Origin of the sequence: Novosphingobium umbonatum (genome assembly GCF_004005905.1) — a bacterium.
GTDB classification, from domain to species: Bacteria; Pseudomonadota; Alphaproteobacteria; order Sphingomonadales; family Sphingomonadaceae; genus Novosphingobium; species Novosphingobium umbonatum.
In genome coordinates, this window is the sequence record NZ_SACO01000013.1 from 12,901 (window position 1) to 28,656 (window position 15,756).

The 15,756-nt window shown below is 61.0% G+C and carries 14 protein-coding genes; 2 read left to right on the forward strand and 12 right to left on the reverse strand.

Annotation, left to right across the window (positions count from 1 at the left end; translation table 11 throughout):
• The first annotated feature begins 93 nt into the window (after positions 1 to 93).
• Both EOE18_RS14770 and EOE18_RS14775 read left to right on the forward strand, forming a co-directional pair.
• On the forward strand, positions 94 to 1,806 hold the full coding sequence (locus EOE18_RS14770) for a hypothetical protein (protein ID WP_127710907.1): 1,713 nt from the start codon (positions 94 to 96) through the stop codon (positions 1,804 to 1,806).
• Positions 1,807 to 1,870: 64 nt separating this feature from the next.
• Entirely contained in the window at positions 1,871 to 3,079 is a 1,209-nt protein-coding gene (locus tag EOE18_RS14775; RefSeq protein ID WP_127710909.1) for a GGDEF domain-containing protein, read from the forward strand.
• Positions 3,080 to 3,184: 105 nt separating this feature from the next.
• Here the strand turns inward: EOE18_RS14775 and pnp are convergent, their stop codons facing one another.
• From pnp to EOE18_RS14835, 12 genes are all read right to left on the reverse strand, one after another.
• Positions 3,185 to 5,488, reverse strand: coding sequence for a polyribonucleotide nucleotidyltransferase (gene pnp, locus EOE18_RS14780; RefSeq protein ID WP_127710911.1), 2,304 nt, complete (start codon positions 5,486 to 5,488; stop codon positions 3,185 to 3,187).
• 248 nt (positions 5,489 to 5,736) lie between these two features.
• Positions 5,737 to 6,006 carry a 30S ribosomal protein S15 gene (gene rpsO, locus EOE18_RS14785; RefSeq protein ID WP_127710913.1) on the reverse strand — a complete coding sequence of 90 codons (270 nt, stop codon included), beginning with the start codon at positions 6,004 to 6,006 and terminating at the stop codon, positions 5,737 to 5,739.
• 4 nt (positions 6,007 to 6,010) lie between these two features.
• Positions 6,011 to 6,928: a tRNA pseudouridine(55) synthase TruB gene (truB, locus tag EOE18_RS14790; RefSeq protein ID WP_127710915.1), complete on the reverse strand. Its 918-nt coding sequence runs from the start codon at positions 6,926 to 6,928 to the stop codon at positions 6,011 to 6,013.
• Positions 6,925 to 7,503, reverse strand: a complete 579-nt coding sequence (locus tag EOE18_RS14795) for a thymidine kinase (RefSeq protein ID WP_127710917.1) — start codon at positions 7,501 to 7,503, stop codon at positions 6,925 to 6,927. Before EOE18_RS14795 ends, truB begins: the two co-directional genes overlap by 4 nt.
• A 3-nt stretch (positions 7,504 to 7,506) precedes the next feature.
• A complete protein-coding gene (locus tag EOE18_RS14800; RefSeq protein WP_127710919.1) occupies positions 7,507 to 8,388 on the reverse strand; it encodes an alpha/beta fold hydrolase in 882 nt (293 codons plus the stop codon).
• Positions 8,385 to 8,798, reverse strand: a complete 414-nt coding sequence (gene rbfA / locus EOE18_RS14805; protein WP_127710921.1) for a 30S ribosome-binding factor RbfA — start codon at positions 8,796 to 8,798, stop codon at positions 8,385 to 8,387. Before rbfA ends, EOE18_RS14800 begins: the two co-directional genes overlap by 4 nt.
• Positions 8,798 to 9,337 carry a DUF1697 domain-containing protein gene (locus tag EOE18_RS14810; protein WP_127710923.1) on the reverse strand — a complete coding sequence of 180 codons (540 nt, stop codon included), beginning with the start codon at positions 9,335 to 9,337 and terminating at the stop codon, positions 8,798 to 8,800. The genes rbfA and EOE18_RS14810 overlap by 1 nt, the downstream gene beginning before the upstream one ends.
• Entirely contained in the window at positions 9,337 to 9,912 is a 576-nt protein-coding gene (locus tag EOE18_RS14815) for a hypothetical protein (RefSeq protein ID WP_127710926.1), read from the reverse strand. The genes EOE18_RS14810 and EOE18_RS14815 overlap by 1 nt, the downstream gene beginning before the upstream one ends.
• Positions 9,913 to 9,928: 16 nt before the next feature.
• Positions 9,929 to 12,607 (reverse strand): translation initiation factor IF-2, encoded by a 2,679-nt coding sequence (infB, locus tag EOE18_RS14820; RefSeq protein WP_127710928.1) that lies wholly within the window; start codon positions 12,605 to 12,607, stop codon positions 9,929 to 9,931.
• A 22-nt stretch (positions 12,608 to 12,629) separates the two neighbouring features.
• Entirely contained in the window at positions 12,630 to 13,412 is a 783-nt protein-coding gene (locus tag EOE18_RS14825) for a DUF448 domain-containing protein (RefSeq protein WP_127710930.1), read from the reverse strand.
• Positions 13,393 to 15,027 (reverse strand): transcription termination factor NusA, encoded by a 1,635-nt coding sequence (gene nusA, locus EOE18_RS14830; protein WP_127710932.1) that lies wholly within the window; start codon positions 15,025 to 15,027, stop codon positions 13,393 to 13,395. The genes EOE18_RS14825 and nusA overlap by 20 nt, the downstream gene beginning before the upstream one ends.
• Before the next feature lie 2 nt (positions 15,028 to 15,029).
• Positions 15,030 to 15,620: an LSm family protein gene (locus EOE18_RS14835; RefSeq protein WP_127710933.1), complete on the reverse strand. Its 591-nt coding sequence runs from the start codon at positions 15,618 to 15,620 to the stop codon at positions 15,030 to 15,032.
• Positions 15,621 to 15,756 lie beyond the last annotated feature (136 nt).

Genomic DNA, 15,756 nt, shown 5'->3' on the forward strand with positions numbered 1-15,756 from the left:
CCGTTTACATTGGTGCTCAGCAGGGCCTTGCGCAGGCCGCCATGCTGCGCCAAGGGAAGCGAAATTCGACACGCGGGGCGACAGCATTTTTCCATGAACAAGATTGACGGCAGGCTGTTTGCCCATTTGCGCAAGGCTGTGGTGTTTGGTGTTTTGCTGGCGCTGGTGGCGGGCATGCTATTGCCGGTTTACACCGACGAAATCGGTTGGCGCCTGCAGGAACGCGCGTGGCTGGACGGGGTGGACAAGCTCTATTCCGACAATTGCGGGCCCAATACGCTGGCCGCGCCGCCCTTCTTCATGTGGCCGGTGCGCTGGTATTCCGCCTTTTTCAACACGCATTTCCCCGATCCCCTGTTCATCCGCATTTCGGGCGTGGCCTATGCGATCGCCTTCATCTGGCTGGTGCTACGCCTTGTAGGCCGCATTGGACGCAGTGGTGAAGAACGCGATGTGCTGGCCATTATCGCTGCCTCTTTGATGGGGCTGGGCGTTATGCCGCTGTTGCTGGTGTGGAGCCGTCCCGAACAGCCAATCTTCCTTGCCGCGGCTTCTGCCGTGCTGATCGCCAGTGCGGGTTGGCGCTCGCCCGGCAATATGTTCGCGCCTTTCAACGGCATTGCCTATTCACCCGCCTTGGCCAGTCCGGGTACGGCGTGGAGGCGGTCACTGATGATTCTGGCGCTGGCCTTGGTGGCCTTGTCCTATCACTTCAAGGCGGTGCTGCTGGTGCCAGCCTTCATCGCCTGTATCGCCTTTGCCAGTCGTGGCCGCGCCGCACTGGGCGCAAGGCTGGCGGCCATTGCCCTGCTGCTGGCCGCCACCGCCAGCGGCAGCCATTATTGGGTCAAGCGTATGGAATGCCCGATGGACCCCATCGTGGCCAAACAACATGCAAGGCAAAATCTGGCAGGCCAACTGAACATGGGCACGATCAGCAAGGGCCAGTTGGTGCTGAAAGTGCTGGGCAATTACAAGCTGCACAATTACGTCGAGCGCGCCGCTCCCTCGGTTGATCCGATGTCATCATGGCTGCCGATCAACCGCGTCAGCAAGGACGAAATGGATGGTTGGCGCGGCGGCATGACCATCATCTGGGGTGTGTCTTTGGCCTTTGCCGTCATCAGCTTCATCGGCGGCAGCATCGCCATGCTGCGCGAAAAAGTCGTACCGCCAGAACCCGTCATCGCGCTGATGTTGCTGGGCGCGGTGTCGATCTGGTGCGTCAGCCAAATTGACCGCAACGCCTATGAGGCCAGCTATGTGCTGCCGCTGTTGATGCTGTCGATCATTCTGGCGCTGTCCAGCCCGCACCGCTGGGCGCCGGTTCGCAAATATCTGGGCGCGGTGGCTTTGGCGGTTGGCCCGCTGACGCTGCTCTCCATCGTGCTGGTGGCCCAGCTTTACGGCCCGATCCTGCTTTATGATGCGCGTCAGCGTAACTTCCTGCCCTATCACCCTTGGTCGGTGCCGGTTTTTGGCTATCACGACAGCTATGCCGAAATCATGGGGGCCGCGCGCCAATGCCACATGCCCTTTCCCAAAGATGCGCAGAACCTGCTGATCGATGACGTCACCTATTTCGCCTTCATGCAGAGCCGCCTGCCCGATCATGAATTGGCCGTGATGGCCCCTCAATTCCGCGGCAAGATCAGCGACCCGATCGCCTATCTGAAGGCGCATAACAGTTCGGGGATCATCATGCGTTGCCGTAAAATGCTGCCCGAACTGCGCGAAAAGGCACAGCGCAACGGTGATTTCTGCTGCATCGCCCCGCCCGATTGGGGCGACGGGCCAAAGGGCTGACACGTACCTTTCCCTAGCCCCGCCTCCATGGGAACTACACCATGCAGGAATAGGACATAATCCTATGACTGCGCATGATTCTTCGCTGCACCGCCGCCCTGCCAAAGGGCTTCTGGGCTGGCTACGCGGCGCGGGGAAAGAGGATGATGATGCCTCCCCCGCCCCGTTCTCCGGCGATGAATCGGCGCAGGCGGTCCACGCTGACCCGCGCCGACAAGCCCGTGCGCAGGTGCTGGGCGATATTGCCGATTTCCTGCTCAACCATGATCTGGAAATCAGCCCGTTTACCCTGACCATCGCGCATGACTATCTGAATGGCGGCGACGGGCGGATGATGCGCCGCATCGATGAACGCCTGCGCGCGCGCGAACCTTTGACCAGCGACTGGCTGGAACGCACCGCAAAAGAGGCTGGCGGCGATCAGGCCGAGGTGATCAACCGGCTAATGCATCGGTTGGAAACCAATATGGAGGCGTTTGACCGCACCAGCACCGCCGCCAAATCCGCCGCCAGCGATTATACCGTCGCCTTGACCGCGCAGGTGGACGGGTTGGACAAGGCCCCTTCCGAAGCCTTGCTGTCGCCAGCCCATGACACCAGCGAGATGGTGCATGAACTGGTCGGCATCGCCCGCAACATGCTGGAGCGGACCGCGACGCTGGAACAGGATATGGCGCGCTCCATGCTGGAAACGCGCGCCTTGCGCCGCAGTCTGGAACAGGCCCGCCGCAGCGCCGAAGAAGACCATCTGACCGGCTTGCCCAACCGCCGCGCCTTTGAACAGCGCTATGCCGCCGATTACAAATCAGCACGCGACAATGGCGAGCAACTGGCTGTCGCCTTCTGCGACATCGACAATTTCAAACGCATCAATGACGAACATGGCCATGAGGCTGGCGACCGCGTGCTGAAAAATGTCGCCGCCGCCCTTTCGCGCATTTCCGATGATCGTTGCCATGTGGCGCGTCACGGGGGCGAGGAATTTGTCGTGCTGCTGCGTGGCCGTTCCCTGCATCAGGCGTGGGAATTGCTGGACGATGCGCGGTCCGCCATGGCCGAAAGGCGGATGGTCAACCGCGCCAATGATACGCCCTTCGGCAAGGTGACCTTCTCCGCCGGTGTGGCCGATGTCTTTGCCTTCCCCGATCCCCGCAGCGCCTTGCGCGGGGCAGATCGTGCGCTTTATCGCGCAAAAGCGGAAGGTCGTAACCGCGTGCTGCTGGCGGACGCTAACACCGACCTGCGCGGCAAAAGCGACCGGCGCGAAAGCTAGAGCCGACACGCCCAGCCAAAGAAAAAGGCCCGCTTACCTATCAAGGCAAGCGGGCCTTTTCATGTCTGTCAAAGGGAGGAGGCCAAGCCCCCTCCCCTCAACGGATCAGTCTTCCGACTTCAGGAAAGCCGGGATGTGATCGGGGTTACCGCCTTCGCTGCGTTCGCGACGCCCTTCACCACGGGGACCACGGTCGCCACCTTCACGGCGGGGACCACGGTCACCGCGATCGCCACGGGGACCACGACGGTCGCCACGGTCACCGCGATCAGCGCGGGGTTCGCGCGGTTCGCGGGCGGGACGGGTGTCTTCCAGTTCCGCGCCGGTTTCCTGATCGACAACGCGCATCGACAGGCGAACCTTGCCGCGCTGGTCGATTTCCAGCACCTTGACGAAGACTTCCTGGCCTTCCTTGACCACATCGGTGGGCTTTTCCACGCGCTCGTTCTTCATTTCCGACACGTGGACGAGGCCGTCCTTGCCACCCATGAAGTTCACGAAAGCGCCGAAGTCAACGATGTTGACGACCTTGCCCTTGTAGATCTTGCCGACTTCGGCTTCTTCCACAATGCCCAGAATCCAGGCCTTGGCCGCTTCGATCTGCGCACCGTCCGAGGACGAGATCTTGATGATCCCTTCATCGTCAATGTCGACCTTGGCGCCGGTGGTGGCCACGATTTCGCGGATCACCTTACCGCCGGTGCCGATCACATCACGGATCTTCGACTTGTCGATCGTGATGGTTTCGATGCGCGGAGCATGGGCCGACAGTTCGGTACGGGCTTCGCCCAGAGCCTTGGTCATTTCGCCAAGGATATGCGCGCGGCCTTCCTTCGCCTGATGCAGCGCCTGGGCCATGATTTCGCGCGTGATGCCCGCAATCTTGATGTCCATCTGCATGGTGGTGATGCCTGCGCTGGTGCCGGCCACCTTGAAGTCCATGTCGCCCAGATGATCTTCATCACCCAGAATGTCCGACAGAACGGCGAATTCATCGCCTTCCAGAATCAGACCCATGGCAATGCCCGACACGGGGCGCTCGATCGGAACGCCAGCGTCCATCATCGACAGACAGCCGCCGCAAACCGTGGCCATCGACGACGAGCCGTTCGACTCGGTGATGTCCGACAGAACGCGGATCGTGTAGGGGAAGTCTTCCTTGCTGGGAAGCACGGGGTTGAGCGCGCGCCATGCCAGCTTGCCATGGCCCACTTCGCGGCGACCGGGGGCGCCAAAGCGGCCCACTTCACCCACCGAATAGGGAGGGAAGTTGTAGTGCAGCATGAAGCGCTGATACGACAGGCCGTCCAGACCGTCGATCATCTGCTCGGCATCCTTGGTGCCCAGCGTGGTGGTGCAGATCGACTGCGTTTCACCGCGCGTGAACAGCGCCGAACCATGGGTGCGCGGCAGGAAGCCAACGATGGCTTCAATCGGGCGAACCTGCGTGGTGGTGCGACCATCGATACGCGTGCCGTCCTGCAGGATGGCGCCACGCACGATGTCGGCCTCGACCTTCTTCATGGTCTTGATGGCCACCATCTGCGTCTGGGCGCTTTCATCGGCGAAAGCTTCCTTGGCCTTGGCGCGGGCAGCGTTCAGAGCGTTCGAACGGGCCGACTTGTCGGTCAGCTTGTAAGCGGCGGCCACATCGGCGCCAACCACGTCCTTCAGCTTCTTCTTGATGTCGGCGGTGTTGTCCGACAGGTCGATTTCCCAAGGCTCCTTGGCAGCCTTTTCGGCCAGATCGATGATCAGGTTGGTGACCTTGCGGATTTCGTCATGCGCGAACACAACGGCACCCAGCATTTCGTCCTCGGTCAGCTCCTTGGCTTCCGATTCCACCATCATCACAGCGGCGTCAGTCGCGGCCACCACCAGATCGAGGCGGCCTTCGGCAACCTGCGCCATGCTGGGGTTGAGCTGATATTCGCCATCCTTGAAACCGACGCGGGCAGCGCCGATCGGGCCCATGAAAGGCACGCCCGAGATAGTCAGCGCAGCCGAAGCGGCGATCATGGCCACAATGTCGGGCTCGCTTTCGCCGTCATAGCTCATCACCTGAGCAATGACGTTGATTTCGTTATAGAAACCTTCGGGGAACAGCGGACGCACAGGGCGGTCGATCAGACGGGAAACCAGCGTTTCCTTTTCCGTCGCGCCGCGTTCACGCTTGAAGAAGCCACCGGGGATACGGCCAGCAGCCGAAAACTTTTCCTGATAGTGGACGGTCAGCGGGAAGAAGTCCTGGCCTTCCTTCACGCTCTTGGCCGCCGTAACGGCGCAAAGCACCACAGTTTCGCCATAGGTGGCCAGCACAGCGCCATTGGCCTGGCGAGCGATACGGCCGGTTTCGAGGGTGAGGGTCTTGCCGCCCCATTCCATCGATACGGTTTTGACGTCGAACATTGTCTATCCTTCAGCCCCCAAGCCCTATTGCAAGGGGGGTTTGCTGCCGGGGATACCGTCCCGGTCCGGTGTGGGGCCTAAAATTCAAACCCCTGAGCCGCCCGCCGGATTGCGGGAAAGCCCGTAAATCATACCGCCTGAAAACACAGGCAGCCCCTGATCAGGGGCTGGGCGCTTCTCTAGCGGAAAGAAGGCGATGAAGCCACAAAGAAGAAGCGCCCCCGTTTCCGGGAGCGCTCCAAAGGATCTTACTTACGCAGACCCAGCTTGGCGATGAGAGCGTTGTAGCGCGCCACATCCTTCTTCTTCAAGTAGTCGAGCAGCGAACGGCGCTTGTTCACCATCTGGAGCAGACCGCGACGCGAGTGGTTATCCTTCGCGTGGGTCTTGAAGTGCTCGGTCAGGTTCACGATGCGCGTGGTCAGAATCGCCACCTGCACTTCGGGCGAACCGGTGTCGGTTGCGTGCGTGGCGTTGCTCTGGATCAGTTCTTGCTTCTTTTCGGGCGAAACCGTCATTGTACTACTCCGCGACATCCACGAGGTTGAACCCCCGCTCGACTGTGGCCGAGCCTCCTTCCAGCATCACCAGCGCCACCGGAACATCGTCCAGCTTTGCACAGTAAAGCCCGTCGGATTGGGGCATTCCGGTCAGAACGCGGCCCTGACGGACCGCCCGTGCCATATCCGGGGTGAGAGCGAGAGCCGGGATGTCGACCAGCCCCGCCTCCAATGGCAGGAGTTTATGTTCAAGCGAAGCGCCCTTACCGATTTCGTTGAGAGAGTCCAGCGAAATCGCGGCTTCCAGCGTAAACGGCCCCGCCTTGATGCGGCGCAGATAGGTAACATGGCCGCAGGAGCCAAGCGCCAGCGCGATGTCGCGCGCTAGGCTACGAATATAGGTGCCCTTGGACACATGGGCGCGCAAGGTCGCCCAATCATCCCCCGCATCGACCAGATCCAGCGCATGGATGGTGACAGAGCGCGAAGGCATCTCCACCACCTCCCCTGCCCGCGCACGGTCATAGGCGCGCCTGCCATCGATCATCAGCGCGGAATAGGCGGGGGGCACTTGCTCGATCGGGCCGGTAAACTGGTTGAGCACACTGGCGACCTCTGCCGCGATGGGGCGCACATCGCTGGTGGCCACAACCGCGCCTTCCAGATCCAGCGTTTCGGTCTGCGCGCCAAAGCGGATGGTAAAGTCATAGATCTTGTCAGCGTCCAGCATCCGGCCGGTCAGCTTGGTCGCCTCACCCAGCGCGATGGGCAGGATGCCGCTGGCCAACGGGTCCAGCGTGCCGCCATGGCCCACCTTGATCCCGCCTTTCAGCTTCATATTATAGCCCGCCTCGCGCAGGTTGCGCTTGACCGCCGAAACCGCCTGCGTGCTGCCCAGTTCCAGCGGCTTGTCGAGAATGATCCAGCCATGCAGGCTCATTGCGTGCGGCTTTCGGCAAAATGCTTGCGGCAAAGGGCTACATAGCGGTCATTGCCGCCAATCTCGGTCTGGGCGCCTTCGATCACGGCACGGCCATCGGCATCGACGCGCAGGTTCATCGTCGCCTTGCGCCCGCAATGGCAAACGGCCTTCAATTCCACCAGACTGTCGGCAATGCCCAAAAGCACGGCAGAACCGGCGAACAATTCACCCTGAAAATCGGTGCGCAACCCATAACACAGCACAGGAATGCCCAATTCATCGGCAATCCGCGCCGCCTGCCACACCTGGGCCGAGGACAGAAACTGCGCCTCATCCACCATCACGCAGGACAAGGGCTGATCGGCATGGGTCTGTGCCACCTGCGCGAACAGGTCCGTTTCCGCCGCAAAGCGATGCGCGTCAGCGGCCAGACCGATCCGGCTTTCAATCGCATTATCCCCGCCGCGATGGTCCAGCGCCGCGGTCCACAGCATGGTGGCCATGCCTCTTTCGCGATAGTTGAAATCAGCCTGCAGCAGCGTGGTCGATTTGCCCGCATTCATGCTGGCATAATAGAAATAGAGCTTGGCCATGGATTATCGCAAGCTGCCCAACCATTGCAGCAAAAGCGCGGTCAGCTTCAGCCGGTGATCGGAAAAGGAATGGTCGGTGGGCCAGAGAGCGGCGGTCAGCGGGCCATGCTTGCCCTTGGCTGCGGCCAGCTTCTGACCATATTGCCCACCAATTCCGCGCTTGGCATAGATCAGCGCCAAGGGCCGATCTGCGATCACGCCAACCGTTTTGGTCAGATCGAACTCTGGACCAACTTGCGAGATTTCCGTCAACAGAGCCTCTGCGCTGGTGCCCGACAGCGGGGGCAGATCGCCCTCCAACTCATTGCGACGGAAATCTTCCAAACTGGCTGGCGACTGGTTCTGACGCCGCTGTTCGGCAATGTCCCAAGGGTCGATCAGGAATGCGCCACGTAAGCCCGAAACCTCGGCCATGGTGCGGGCAGCCATCATGCCGCCCATACTGTGCCCCGCCACCGCAATACGGCGAGGGTCGATGCGATAAAGCTTGGCAATCTCGGGCTTTTGCAGCCAACGCGCGGCGGTGGCGGCATCCTGCGCGCAATGAGCAAAAGAAAACGCACCTTCGCTGCCCCATGACCCGCGATAATGCAGCGTCAGCACATTCCAGCCAGCGCGGCGGGCAGCCTGCGCCAGATCGAGATTTTGCTCATTGCCCGGAAAACCATGCAGCAACAGCAAGGTAGGATGCGGAGCGGAACCAGCGGCCAGATAAAACACCGCGTTAATCTTCGCCCCATCGACCGGCAACTGAAACGCGACCATCCGCGCGGGTGCCTTTGCGTCCACCGCAGGGTCTTGCCACAAGGCGGACGATACTGGCTTGGCATAAGCCTGCACAGGACCACCCAAAACCAGTGCGACGGCTAGAGCAAAGCGCTTCACTCCCCGCCCTCACCCTCGTCGCTTTCCACATCGCGGCGCACGCGGGGATCGGAAAGCAGCGCGTCAATCCGGCTCGCCTCGTCAAAGCTCTCGTCATTGAGGAACTTGATCTTGGCGGCAAAACGCATCTTCAACTTGCCCGCCACTTCCTTCTGGAAATAGGCAGTATGGGTGCGCAGGGCCTTGAGCACGATTTCCTCGTCCTGCCCCAGCAAAGGCTTGGCAAAAACCGTGGCGTGGCGCAGATCAGGGCTCATGCGGACCTCAGTGATCGACACGCTATGCGCGGCCAGAATCGGGTCATGCACCATCTGGCGCGCCAGAATCTCGGAAATCACATGGCGCACTTGCTCCCCCACTTTCAGCAGGCGAACCGAACGGGTTTCAGGCGTAGCAGTGGGACGGGCCATTAGTCTTCCATCTTTTCCAGAATACGGCGCAGGCTGCGCATATTGCGTGCCGTGCCCCTGCAACCCAGCCTGCGCTCGATAAAGGGACCGGTCAGCCGAGAGGCACCTACGCCATTCACATAATCAACATAAAGCGAGCGAGGCCCCGCCGCCAGTCTTTCCGGCCCGCGCCCCGCGTAGGCGGCGAACAGGTCGTCGAAACGATCCGGTGCGGGTTGTTGGCTGAGGAAATGGGTGTGGACCTGATTTTCCTCACCTGTCGCGCTGAAAGGATTGCCCTCAATCGCCTGCCTCACCTCGGCGGCATTACGCACGGCGGCAAAGGAATCCATATCAAACCGGTCGGCCATCATATGGCCCAGCAATTCTTCCAACCCATCACTCGGTCGGTCGTCATAGTCGAACAGCACATTGCCGCTGGCCACCACGGTTTCCACATTCTCGAACTCTTCGCGTTCGAAAGCGTAGCGCAGATCGGCCATGGTCAGCCGATTGCTGCCGACATTGATGCTGGAGAAAAAGGCGATGTAGCGGGCCATTAATAGTCTATTCCACAATCATAATAGTCACCGATAAGGCGGGAACAGGTAGCGATGTCGGCCCCTTCCTCCTTGATCAAACGCTTCGCAGGATGACCGGTGCCGTCCCAAACAATCGCGTTTGTATTGTCGAGAAACCCATCATAATCCCAAAGCAATTGCCGAGGGTGCGGCTTTGCCAGCTCAACTGCGACTGCACGCTCGTAACTGACATAGTGCGCCGCCAAAACAATATATGTCTTCAACCTGCTACCCAGAAACAGTGCAGGCCATAAGAGCGCCACGCCAGTTGCAAGCGTAAGAAGCGGTATAGACACGCCTTTCAACCAAAGAGCCCGATAGCTCGCTATCGATTTTGCCTCTTGCCATGAATCGCGCAACGATTGCACCGCCAAAACCAGCCAAGTCAAACCAAACCCCAGAAGTAGGGGAATGGATAAAAAAATTGCAATTATTCCATAAAGCGCCAAAAAAAGCGTGAAAACGGAAATGACGAGAAAGCTCACCCATTTACCGTATGGGCAACCCCAAAACATTGCCCAAAAGGCGGCGAGGTGAGAACGCAAAGCCGTCATCACCTCGCCCCTCTCATTACAGCGTGCGCTCGCGCATTTCGACTTCAAAGACTTCCAGCGTATCGCCGGGCTTGATGTCGTTGGTATCCTCCAACACCACGCCGCATTCCAGACCCGCCCGCACTTCGGCAACATCGTCCTTGAAACGCCGCAGCGACTTGATGTGGGTCTTGGACACGATAACGTCCTGACGGGTAAGACGGGCGTAAAGCCCCTTCTTGATATAGCCTTCCAGCACCAGCAGACCGGCGGCCTTGTCGTGCTTGCCCGCAGGGAACACTTCCTTGACCTCTGCACGGCCGACCACGGTTTCGATGCGCTCCGGCCCCCAAACGCCGGCCATTTCCTTCGAAACGTCCTCGGTCAGGTGATAGATCACGTCGAAATACTTCATCCGCACCTTGTTGCGCTCGATCATCTCGCGCGCCTTGGCATTGGGACGGACGTTGAAACCCACGATGGGAGCATTGGAAGCCGCCGCCAGATTGACGTCGCTTTCCGTGATGGCGCCCACGCCGCTCGACAGCACGCGCAGCTTGATCTCGTCATTCGACAGACGGTTGAGCGCGTTGCAGATCGCTTCGGTCGAACCCTGCACGTCGGCCTTTACCACGATCGGATATTCGATCACGGCATTCTTGGCCGCCAGAGCAGAGAACATGTTTTCCAGGCTGGCAGGAGCGGTGGTCGTGCGCTTGGCGGTGGCCTGCTCCTGACGGAAGGCGGCCACTTCACGGGCACGGGCTTCGCTTTCCACCACGGTCAGCGTGTCACCGGCCATGGGCACCCCGCCCACACCCAACACTTCGACCGGCAGCGCGGGCGGAGCAACCTTCACCTGACGTCCCTTGTCGTCCAGCATGGCGCGCACGCGGCCCGACTGGGTGCCAACCACCAGAATATCGCCAACTTTCAGCGTACCACGGTTGATCAGCACGGTAGCCAGCGGCCCCTTGCCCTTGTCCAGCTTGGCCTCGATCACGGTCGCTTCGGCGGCGCGGTCGGGATTGGCCTTCAGTTCCATCAGTTCGGCCTGCAGCAGGATCTTTTCGATCAGCGTTTCCAGACCGGCGCCGGTCTTGGCCGACACTTCAACGTCCTGCACATCGCCCGACATCTGCTCCACGATGATTTCGTGTTCCAGCAGACGTTCGCGGATCTTTTGCGGGTTGAACTCGGGCTTGTCGCTCTTGGTGATCGCCACGATCATCGGCACGCCAGCGGCCTTGGTGTGGTTGATCGCCTCGATCGTCTGCGGCATCAAACCGTCATCGCCTGCCACCACCAGAATGACGATATCCGTCACATTGGCGCCGCGCATACGCATTTCGGTGAAAGCCTCGTGGCCCGGCGTATCCAGGAAGGTGATCAGATCGCCAGACTTGGTCTTGATCTGGTAAGCGCCGATATGCTGCGTAATGCCGCCAGCTTCACCCTTCACCACATCGGTGCCGCGCAGAGCGTCGAGCAGGCTGGTCTTACCATGGTCAACGTGGCCCATGATCGTCACCACCGGCGGACGTGCCTTCAGCGTATCTTCGGCGTCAACGTCGGCCGAATGGTCGATGTCAACGTCATTGTCGCTCACGCGCTGGATGTTGTGGCCGAATTCGGTCACCAGCAATTCTGCCGTGTCCTGATCGATCGTGTGGTTCAACGTCACCATCACGCCCATCTTGAACAAGGCCTTCACCAGATCGGCGGCCTTTTCAGCCATACGATTGGCCAGTTCCTGCACAGTGATCGCTTCGGGCACCACCACATCGCGAACCTGCTTTTCGCGGCTCTGCTGCTGGCCACCGAAATGGGCGCGGCGTTCCTTTTCACGCGCACGCTTCAGCGCGGCGAGGCTGCGGGCGCGGGCGCCTTCATCCTCGTTCAACGCGCGGTTGACGGTCAGCTTGCCACCACGGCGGTCCTCGGTCTTGCGATCGCGGCTCGGCGCGGGCTTCTTGGCGGGCGCGGCAGCTTCCGGACGGCGAGCAGGCGCAGGAGCGGCCACCGGCGTGAAGCGGCGCGGCGCAGGAGCGGCCGTGCGAGTTTCTGCCTGCTTGGGCTCGGCAGCCTTGGCGGCAGGTTCAGCAGCCTTGGGCGCTTCGGCCTTGGGGGCCTCGGCCTTAACCGCTTCCGCCTTGGGCGCTTCTACCACGGGGGCCGCTTCAACCTTGGGCGCTTCCTCTACCGGCGCAGCAGCAGCGGCAGCGGCGGCTTCAGCAGCACGGCGGTTTTCTTCGGCGCGGCGCTTTTCTTCTTCCATCGCGCGCTGACGCTCTTCCTGTTCACGGCGCGAAGCGGCTTCCAGCGCCGCCATACGGGCTTCTTCAGCTTCACGCAGCAGACGGGCCTGCATTTCCTGACGCGTTTCGCGGCTAGCAGCCACAGCAGCCGGACGCACCGGCGGCATCGGGCGCGCAACAGGCGCTGCAGGACGCGGAGCGGCAGGCGCAGGTGCCGGAGGAGCCTTGGGGGCAACGGTCTGCGGCGCAGGCGCTGCGGCAGGAGCGGCTTCAGCAGCAGGCGCCGATGCGGTGCCCTCACCGGGCTTACCCGGTACGATTTTACGACGCTTCACCTCGACCACCACCTTGTTGGTGCGGCCGTGGCTGAAGGTCTGCTTGACTTCGCCCGCTTCCACCGAGCGCTTCAGCCCCAGCGGCTTGCGGCCCAGTGTCGGTTTGTTGTCGTTCTCGCTCATCTCGTCAAACAGCCCTTCAATCTCAAATCATCATGTCAGCACCAGACGCGGAGTCTGTCGCTGTGTCGCCACCCAAGGCGCGGTTTTGCTCGTCCTGTGCAGGCGGCACATCACCGCCCTCTGTCGGCGAAGTCTCGCCGCCTGTCCCAAGAAAATGGTTGAGGCGCGCCAGCAGAGGGTTCAGCCTTTGTGCCGAAGCCCGATCCGTTAACGCCAGATGCACGACATTCTCGCGGCCCAATGCCACAGACAGGGTCGCCCGGTCCAGTGGCAAGGTAATACCCACGATGCCCGAACCTTCTGCTTCAAGCCCCACACGGTAGGCCTGATCCAGTTTTCGATTGCCATCCTGCCCAGCATCCGCCGCATGGGCCAGAAAAGCCACCCTTCCAGACCGCGCGTTTTCAGCAATCCGGTCAGAACCGACCAGCAATCGCCCGCTGCGCATTTCCAGACCAAGCCGATCGGTAAAGGCGCGAATCAGCGCCGCCTCGATACGGGCAGGCAAGTCCTCGGGAATGGCCAGTTTGGCGCCCTTGAAGGCACGCGCCATGGCACCCTTCAGGCGCCCTTTGGCAATCGCCTCTTCCAGTTCCGCACGGGTCACGCCAATCCACGCCCCGCGCCCCGGCGCCTTGGCCAGAACATCGGGGGCGACCATGGCAACACCATCCGGCCCGTCCGGCGAAATCGCCAGACGGATCAGCGCATCACGCGCGGCGTTCTGGCCGGAAAGGATACATTTCCTCTCCGGACCGTCGCCAGCGATGTCGGAGCTTACGCGCTCATTGCGAAGAGTCCGCATCGGCGGCCTCCTCAGCATCGTCGAACCAGTGGGCACGGGCAGCCATGATAATCTCGTTGCCCTGCTCTTCGCTCAAACCAAATTCGCCCAGTACGCCACCGCGGCTTTCCTCGCGCTTTTCTTCACGCTTGGAATCGCGCTTGTCGTCCTTCTTGTCACCGCGACGACGCTGGTCGTTGCTGCGCTTCTTCGCGATCAACTCGTCGGTGGCCAGATCGGCCAGATCGTCAAGCGTCTTGATGCCTGCCTTACCCAGCACCACCAGCATGGCTTCGGTCAGATGCGGCAGCTCGGCCAGTGCATCTTCAACGCCCAGACCGCGACGTTCCTCGCGGGCCACTTCCTCGCGGCGCTCCAGCGCTTCGAGAGCGCGGCTCTGCAATTCCTGACCCAGTTCTTCGTCGAAGCCTTCGATCTGCGCCAGTTCGGCAATGTCGATATAGGCCACTTCTTCCAGCTCGGTGAATCCTTCGGCCACCAGCAACTGCGACAGGGTTTCGTCCACATCCAGCTCTTCTTCGAACAGCTTGGACTTTTCGGCGAATTCCTTCTGGCGCTTCTCGCTAGCTTCCGCCTCGGTCAGAATGTCGATCTGGCTGCCGGTCAACTGGCTGGCCAGACGCACGTTCTGCCCACGGCGACCGATGGCCAGCGACAGCTGATCATCAGGCACCACCACTTCGATGCGGCTGTCTTCCTCGTCGATCACCACGCGGCTGACGGTGGCGGGCTGCAAAGCGTTGACCACGAAAGTCGCGGCGTCTTCGCTCCAGGGGATGATGTCGATCTTTTCGCCCTGCAATTCCTGCACCACCGCCTGAACGCGGCTACCCTTCATACCGACGCAAGCGCCGACGGGGTCGATGGAGGAATCGCGGCTGATCACACCGATCTTGGCGCGCGAACCGGGGTCACGGGCGGCGGCCTTGATCTCGATGATGCCATCATAGATTTCGGGCACTTCCTGCGCGAACAGCTTCTTCATGAAGTCGGGATGCGCGCGGCTGAGGAAAATCTGCGGACCGCGGTTCTGGCGGTCAACGCGCAGGATGATGGCGCGAACGCGTTCCCCAACACGGGCCGCTTCACGCGGGATCTGCTGGTCGCGGCGGATCACGCCTTCGGCGCGGCCCAGATTGACGATCACATGGCCAAATTCCACCGACTTGATCACGCCGGTGACAACTTCACCCACGCGATCCTTGAATTCGGCATATTGGCGGTCACGCTCTGCGTCACGCACCTTCTGGAAAATCACCTGCTTGGCGCTCTGGGCGTCAATGCGGCCCAGATCGACCGGAGGCAGCGGGTCAACGATGAAGTCGCCAATGCTGGCGCCCGGTTGTAGCTTTTCAGCCTGCTTCAGATCGACCTGCTTGAAGTAGTCTTCCACCACTTCGACCACTTCCACCACGCGCCACAGACGCAGGTCGCCGGAACGGGGGTCGAGCTTGGCGCGAATGTCGTTTTCCGCACCATAGCGGTTGCGGGCAGACTTCTGGATCGCCTCTTCCATCGCCTCGATCACGACCGACTTGTCGATCATCTTCTCGGTGGCGACGGCGGTGGCAATCGCTAGCAGTTCGGCGCGGTTGGCGGAAATCGCACTGGCCATATTCAGTCTTCCCGGCTTTCGTTGGTATCTTCAGCGGTATCGTCGAACTCGTCGACATCCTCGTCGAGTTCGATGGGTTTGGTTGCCGCCAACAGCTTGTCGGTAAAGACAAGCTTGGCAGAATGGATATCTTCCAACCGCAATTCGACGCGGCCGGATTTCTTGTCGTCGAGCAGGATGGTCACCCCATCCTCCGCCAGACCAGCCAGATCACCGTTGAGCGCCTTGCGGTTGCCATCAACAGGGACGATCAGGTTGAACTTGGCCTCATGCCCTGCCCATTGGGCAAAATCTTTAAGGCGGGTCAGCGGGCGGTCGATACCGGGCGAACTGACCTCCAGACGATAGGCCTCTTCGATCAGCGTCTCGCCAGCTTCTTCCAGCGCATCGATCTTGTCGGAAATGCGGTGGGAAAGCGCGACACAATCCTGCATCACCATCTGGCCCGTTTCGGGGCGCTCGGCCATGATCTGCAGCGTATGCTCTTCGTCGCCCACTTCGCTTTTGCCAAACAGGCGCACCCGCACGAGATCGAAGCCAAGGGCCTGCACCTCCGGCTCAACAATCTCGATAATACGCGCAATATTGGTCATGCTTACTCCGTTGACGCACCTGACCTGCAACCCTGCACCAAAGCCCTATCGTGCCGGCCCCTTTCGGCGCCAGCCCGGCTTTGCGGATCACAATGTCGGGATTGAGCGGGCCTATACGCTTAGCCAATGGCAAAAG

Coding starts and splice junctions, on each gene's coding strand:
- EOE18_RS14770 (WP_127710907.1), top strand. CDS start 94: ATGAACAAGATTGACGGCAGGCTGTTTGCCCATTTGCGCAAGGCTGTG.
- EOE18_RS14775 (WP_127710909.1), top strand. CDS start 1,871: ATGACTGCGCATGATTCTTCGCTGCACCGCCGCCCTGCCAAAGGGCTT.
- pnp (WP_127710911.1), bottom strand. CDS start 5,488: ATGTTCGACGTCAAAACCGTATCGATGGAATGGGGCGGCAAGACCCTC.
- rpsO (WP_127710913.1), bottom strand. CDS start 6,006: ATGACGGTTTCGCCCGAAAAGAAGCAAGAACTGATCCAGAGCAACGCC.
- truB (WP_127710915.1), bottom strand. CDS start 6,928: ATGAGCCTGCATGGCTGGATCATTCTCGACAAGCCGCTGGAACTGGGC.
- EOE18_RS14795 (WP_127710917.1), bottom strand. CDS start 7,503: ATGGCCAAGCTCTATTTCTATTATGCCAGCATGAATGCGGGCAAATCG.
- rbfA (WP_127710921.1), bottom strand. CDS start 8,798: ATGGCCCGTCCCACTGCTACGCCTGAAACCCGTTCGGTTCGCCTGCTG.
- EOE18_RS14810 (WP_127710923.1), bottom strand. CDS start 9,337: ATGGCCCGCTACATCGCCTTTTTCTCCAGCATCAATGTCGGCAGCAAT.
- EOE18_RS14815 (WP_127710926.1), bottom strand. CDS start 9,912: ATGACGGCTTTGCGTTCTCACCTCGCCGCCTTTTGGGCAATGTTTTGG.
- infB (WP_127710928.1), bottom strand. CDS start 12,607: ATGAGCGAGAACGACAACAAACCGACACTGGGCCGCAAGCCGCTGGGG.
- EOE18_RS14825 (WP_127710930.1), bottom strand. CDS start 13,412: ATGCGGACTCTTCGCAATGAGCGCGTAAGCTCCGACATCGCTGGCGAC.
- nusA (WP_127710932.1), bottom strand. CDS start 15,027: ATGGCCAGTGCGATTTCCGCCAACCGCGCCGAACTGCTAGCGATTGCC.
- EOE18_RS14835 (WP_127710933.1), bottom strand. CDS start 15,620: ATGACCAATATTGCGCGTATTATCGAGATTGTTGAGCCGGAGGTGCAG.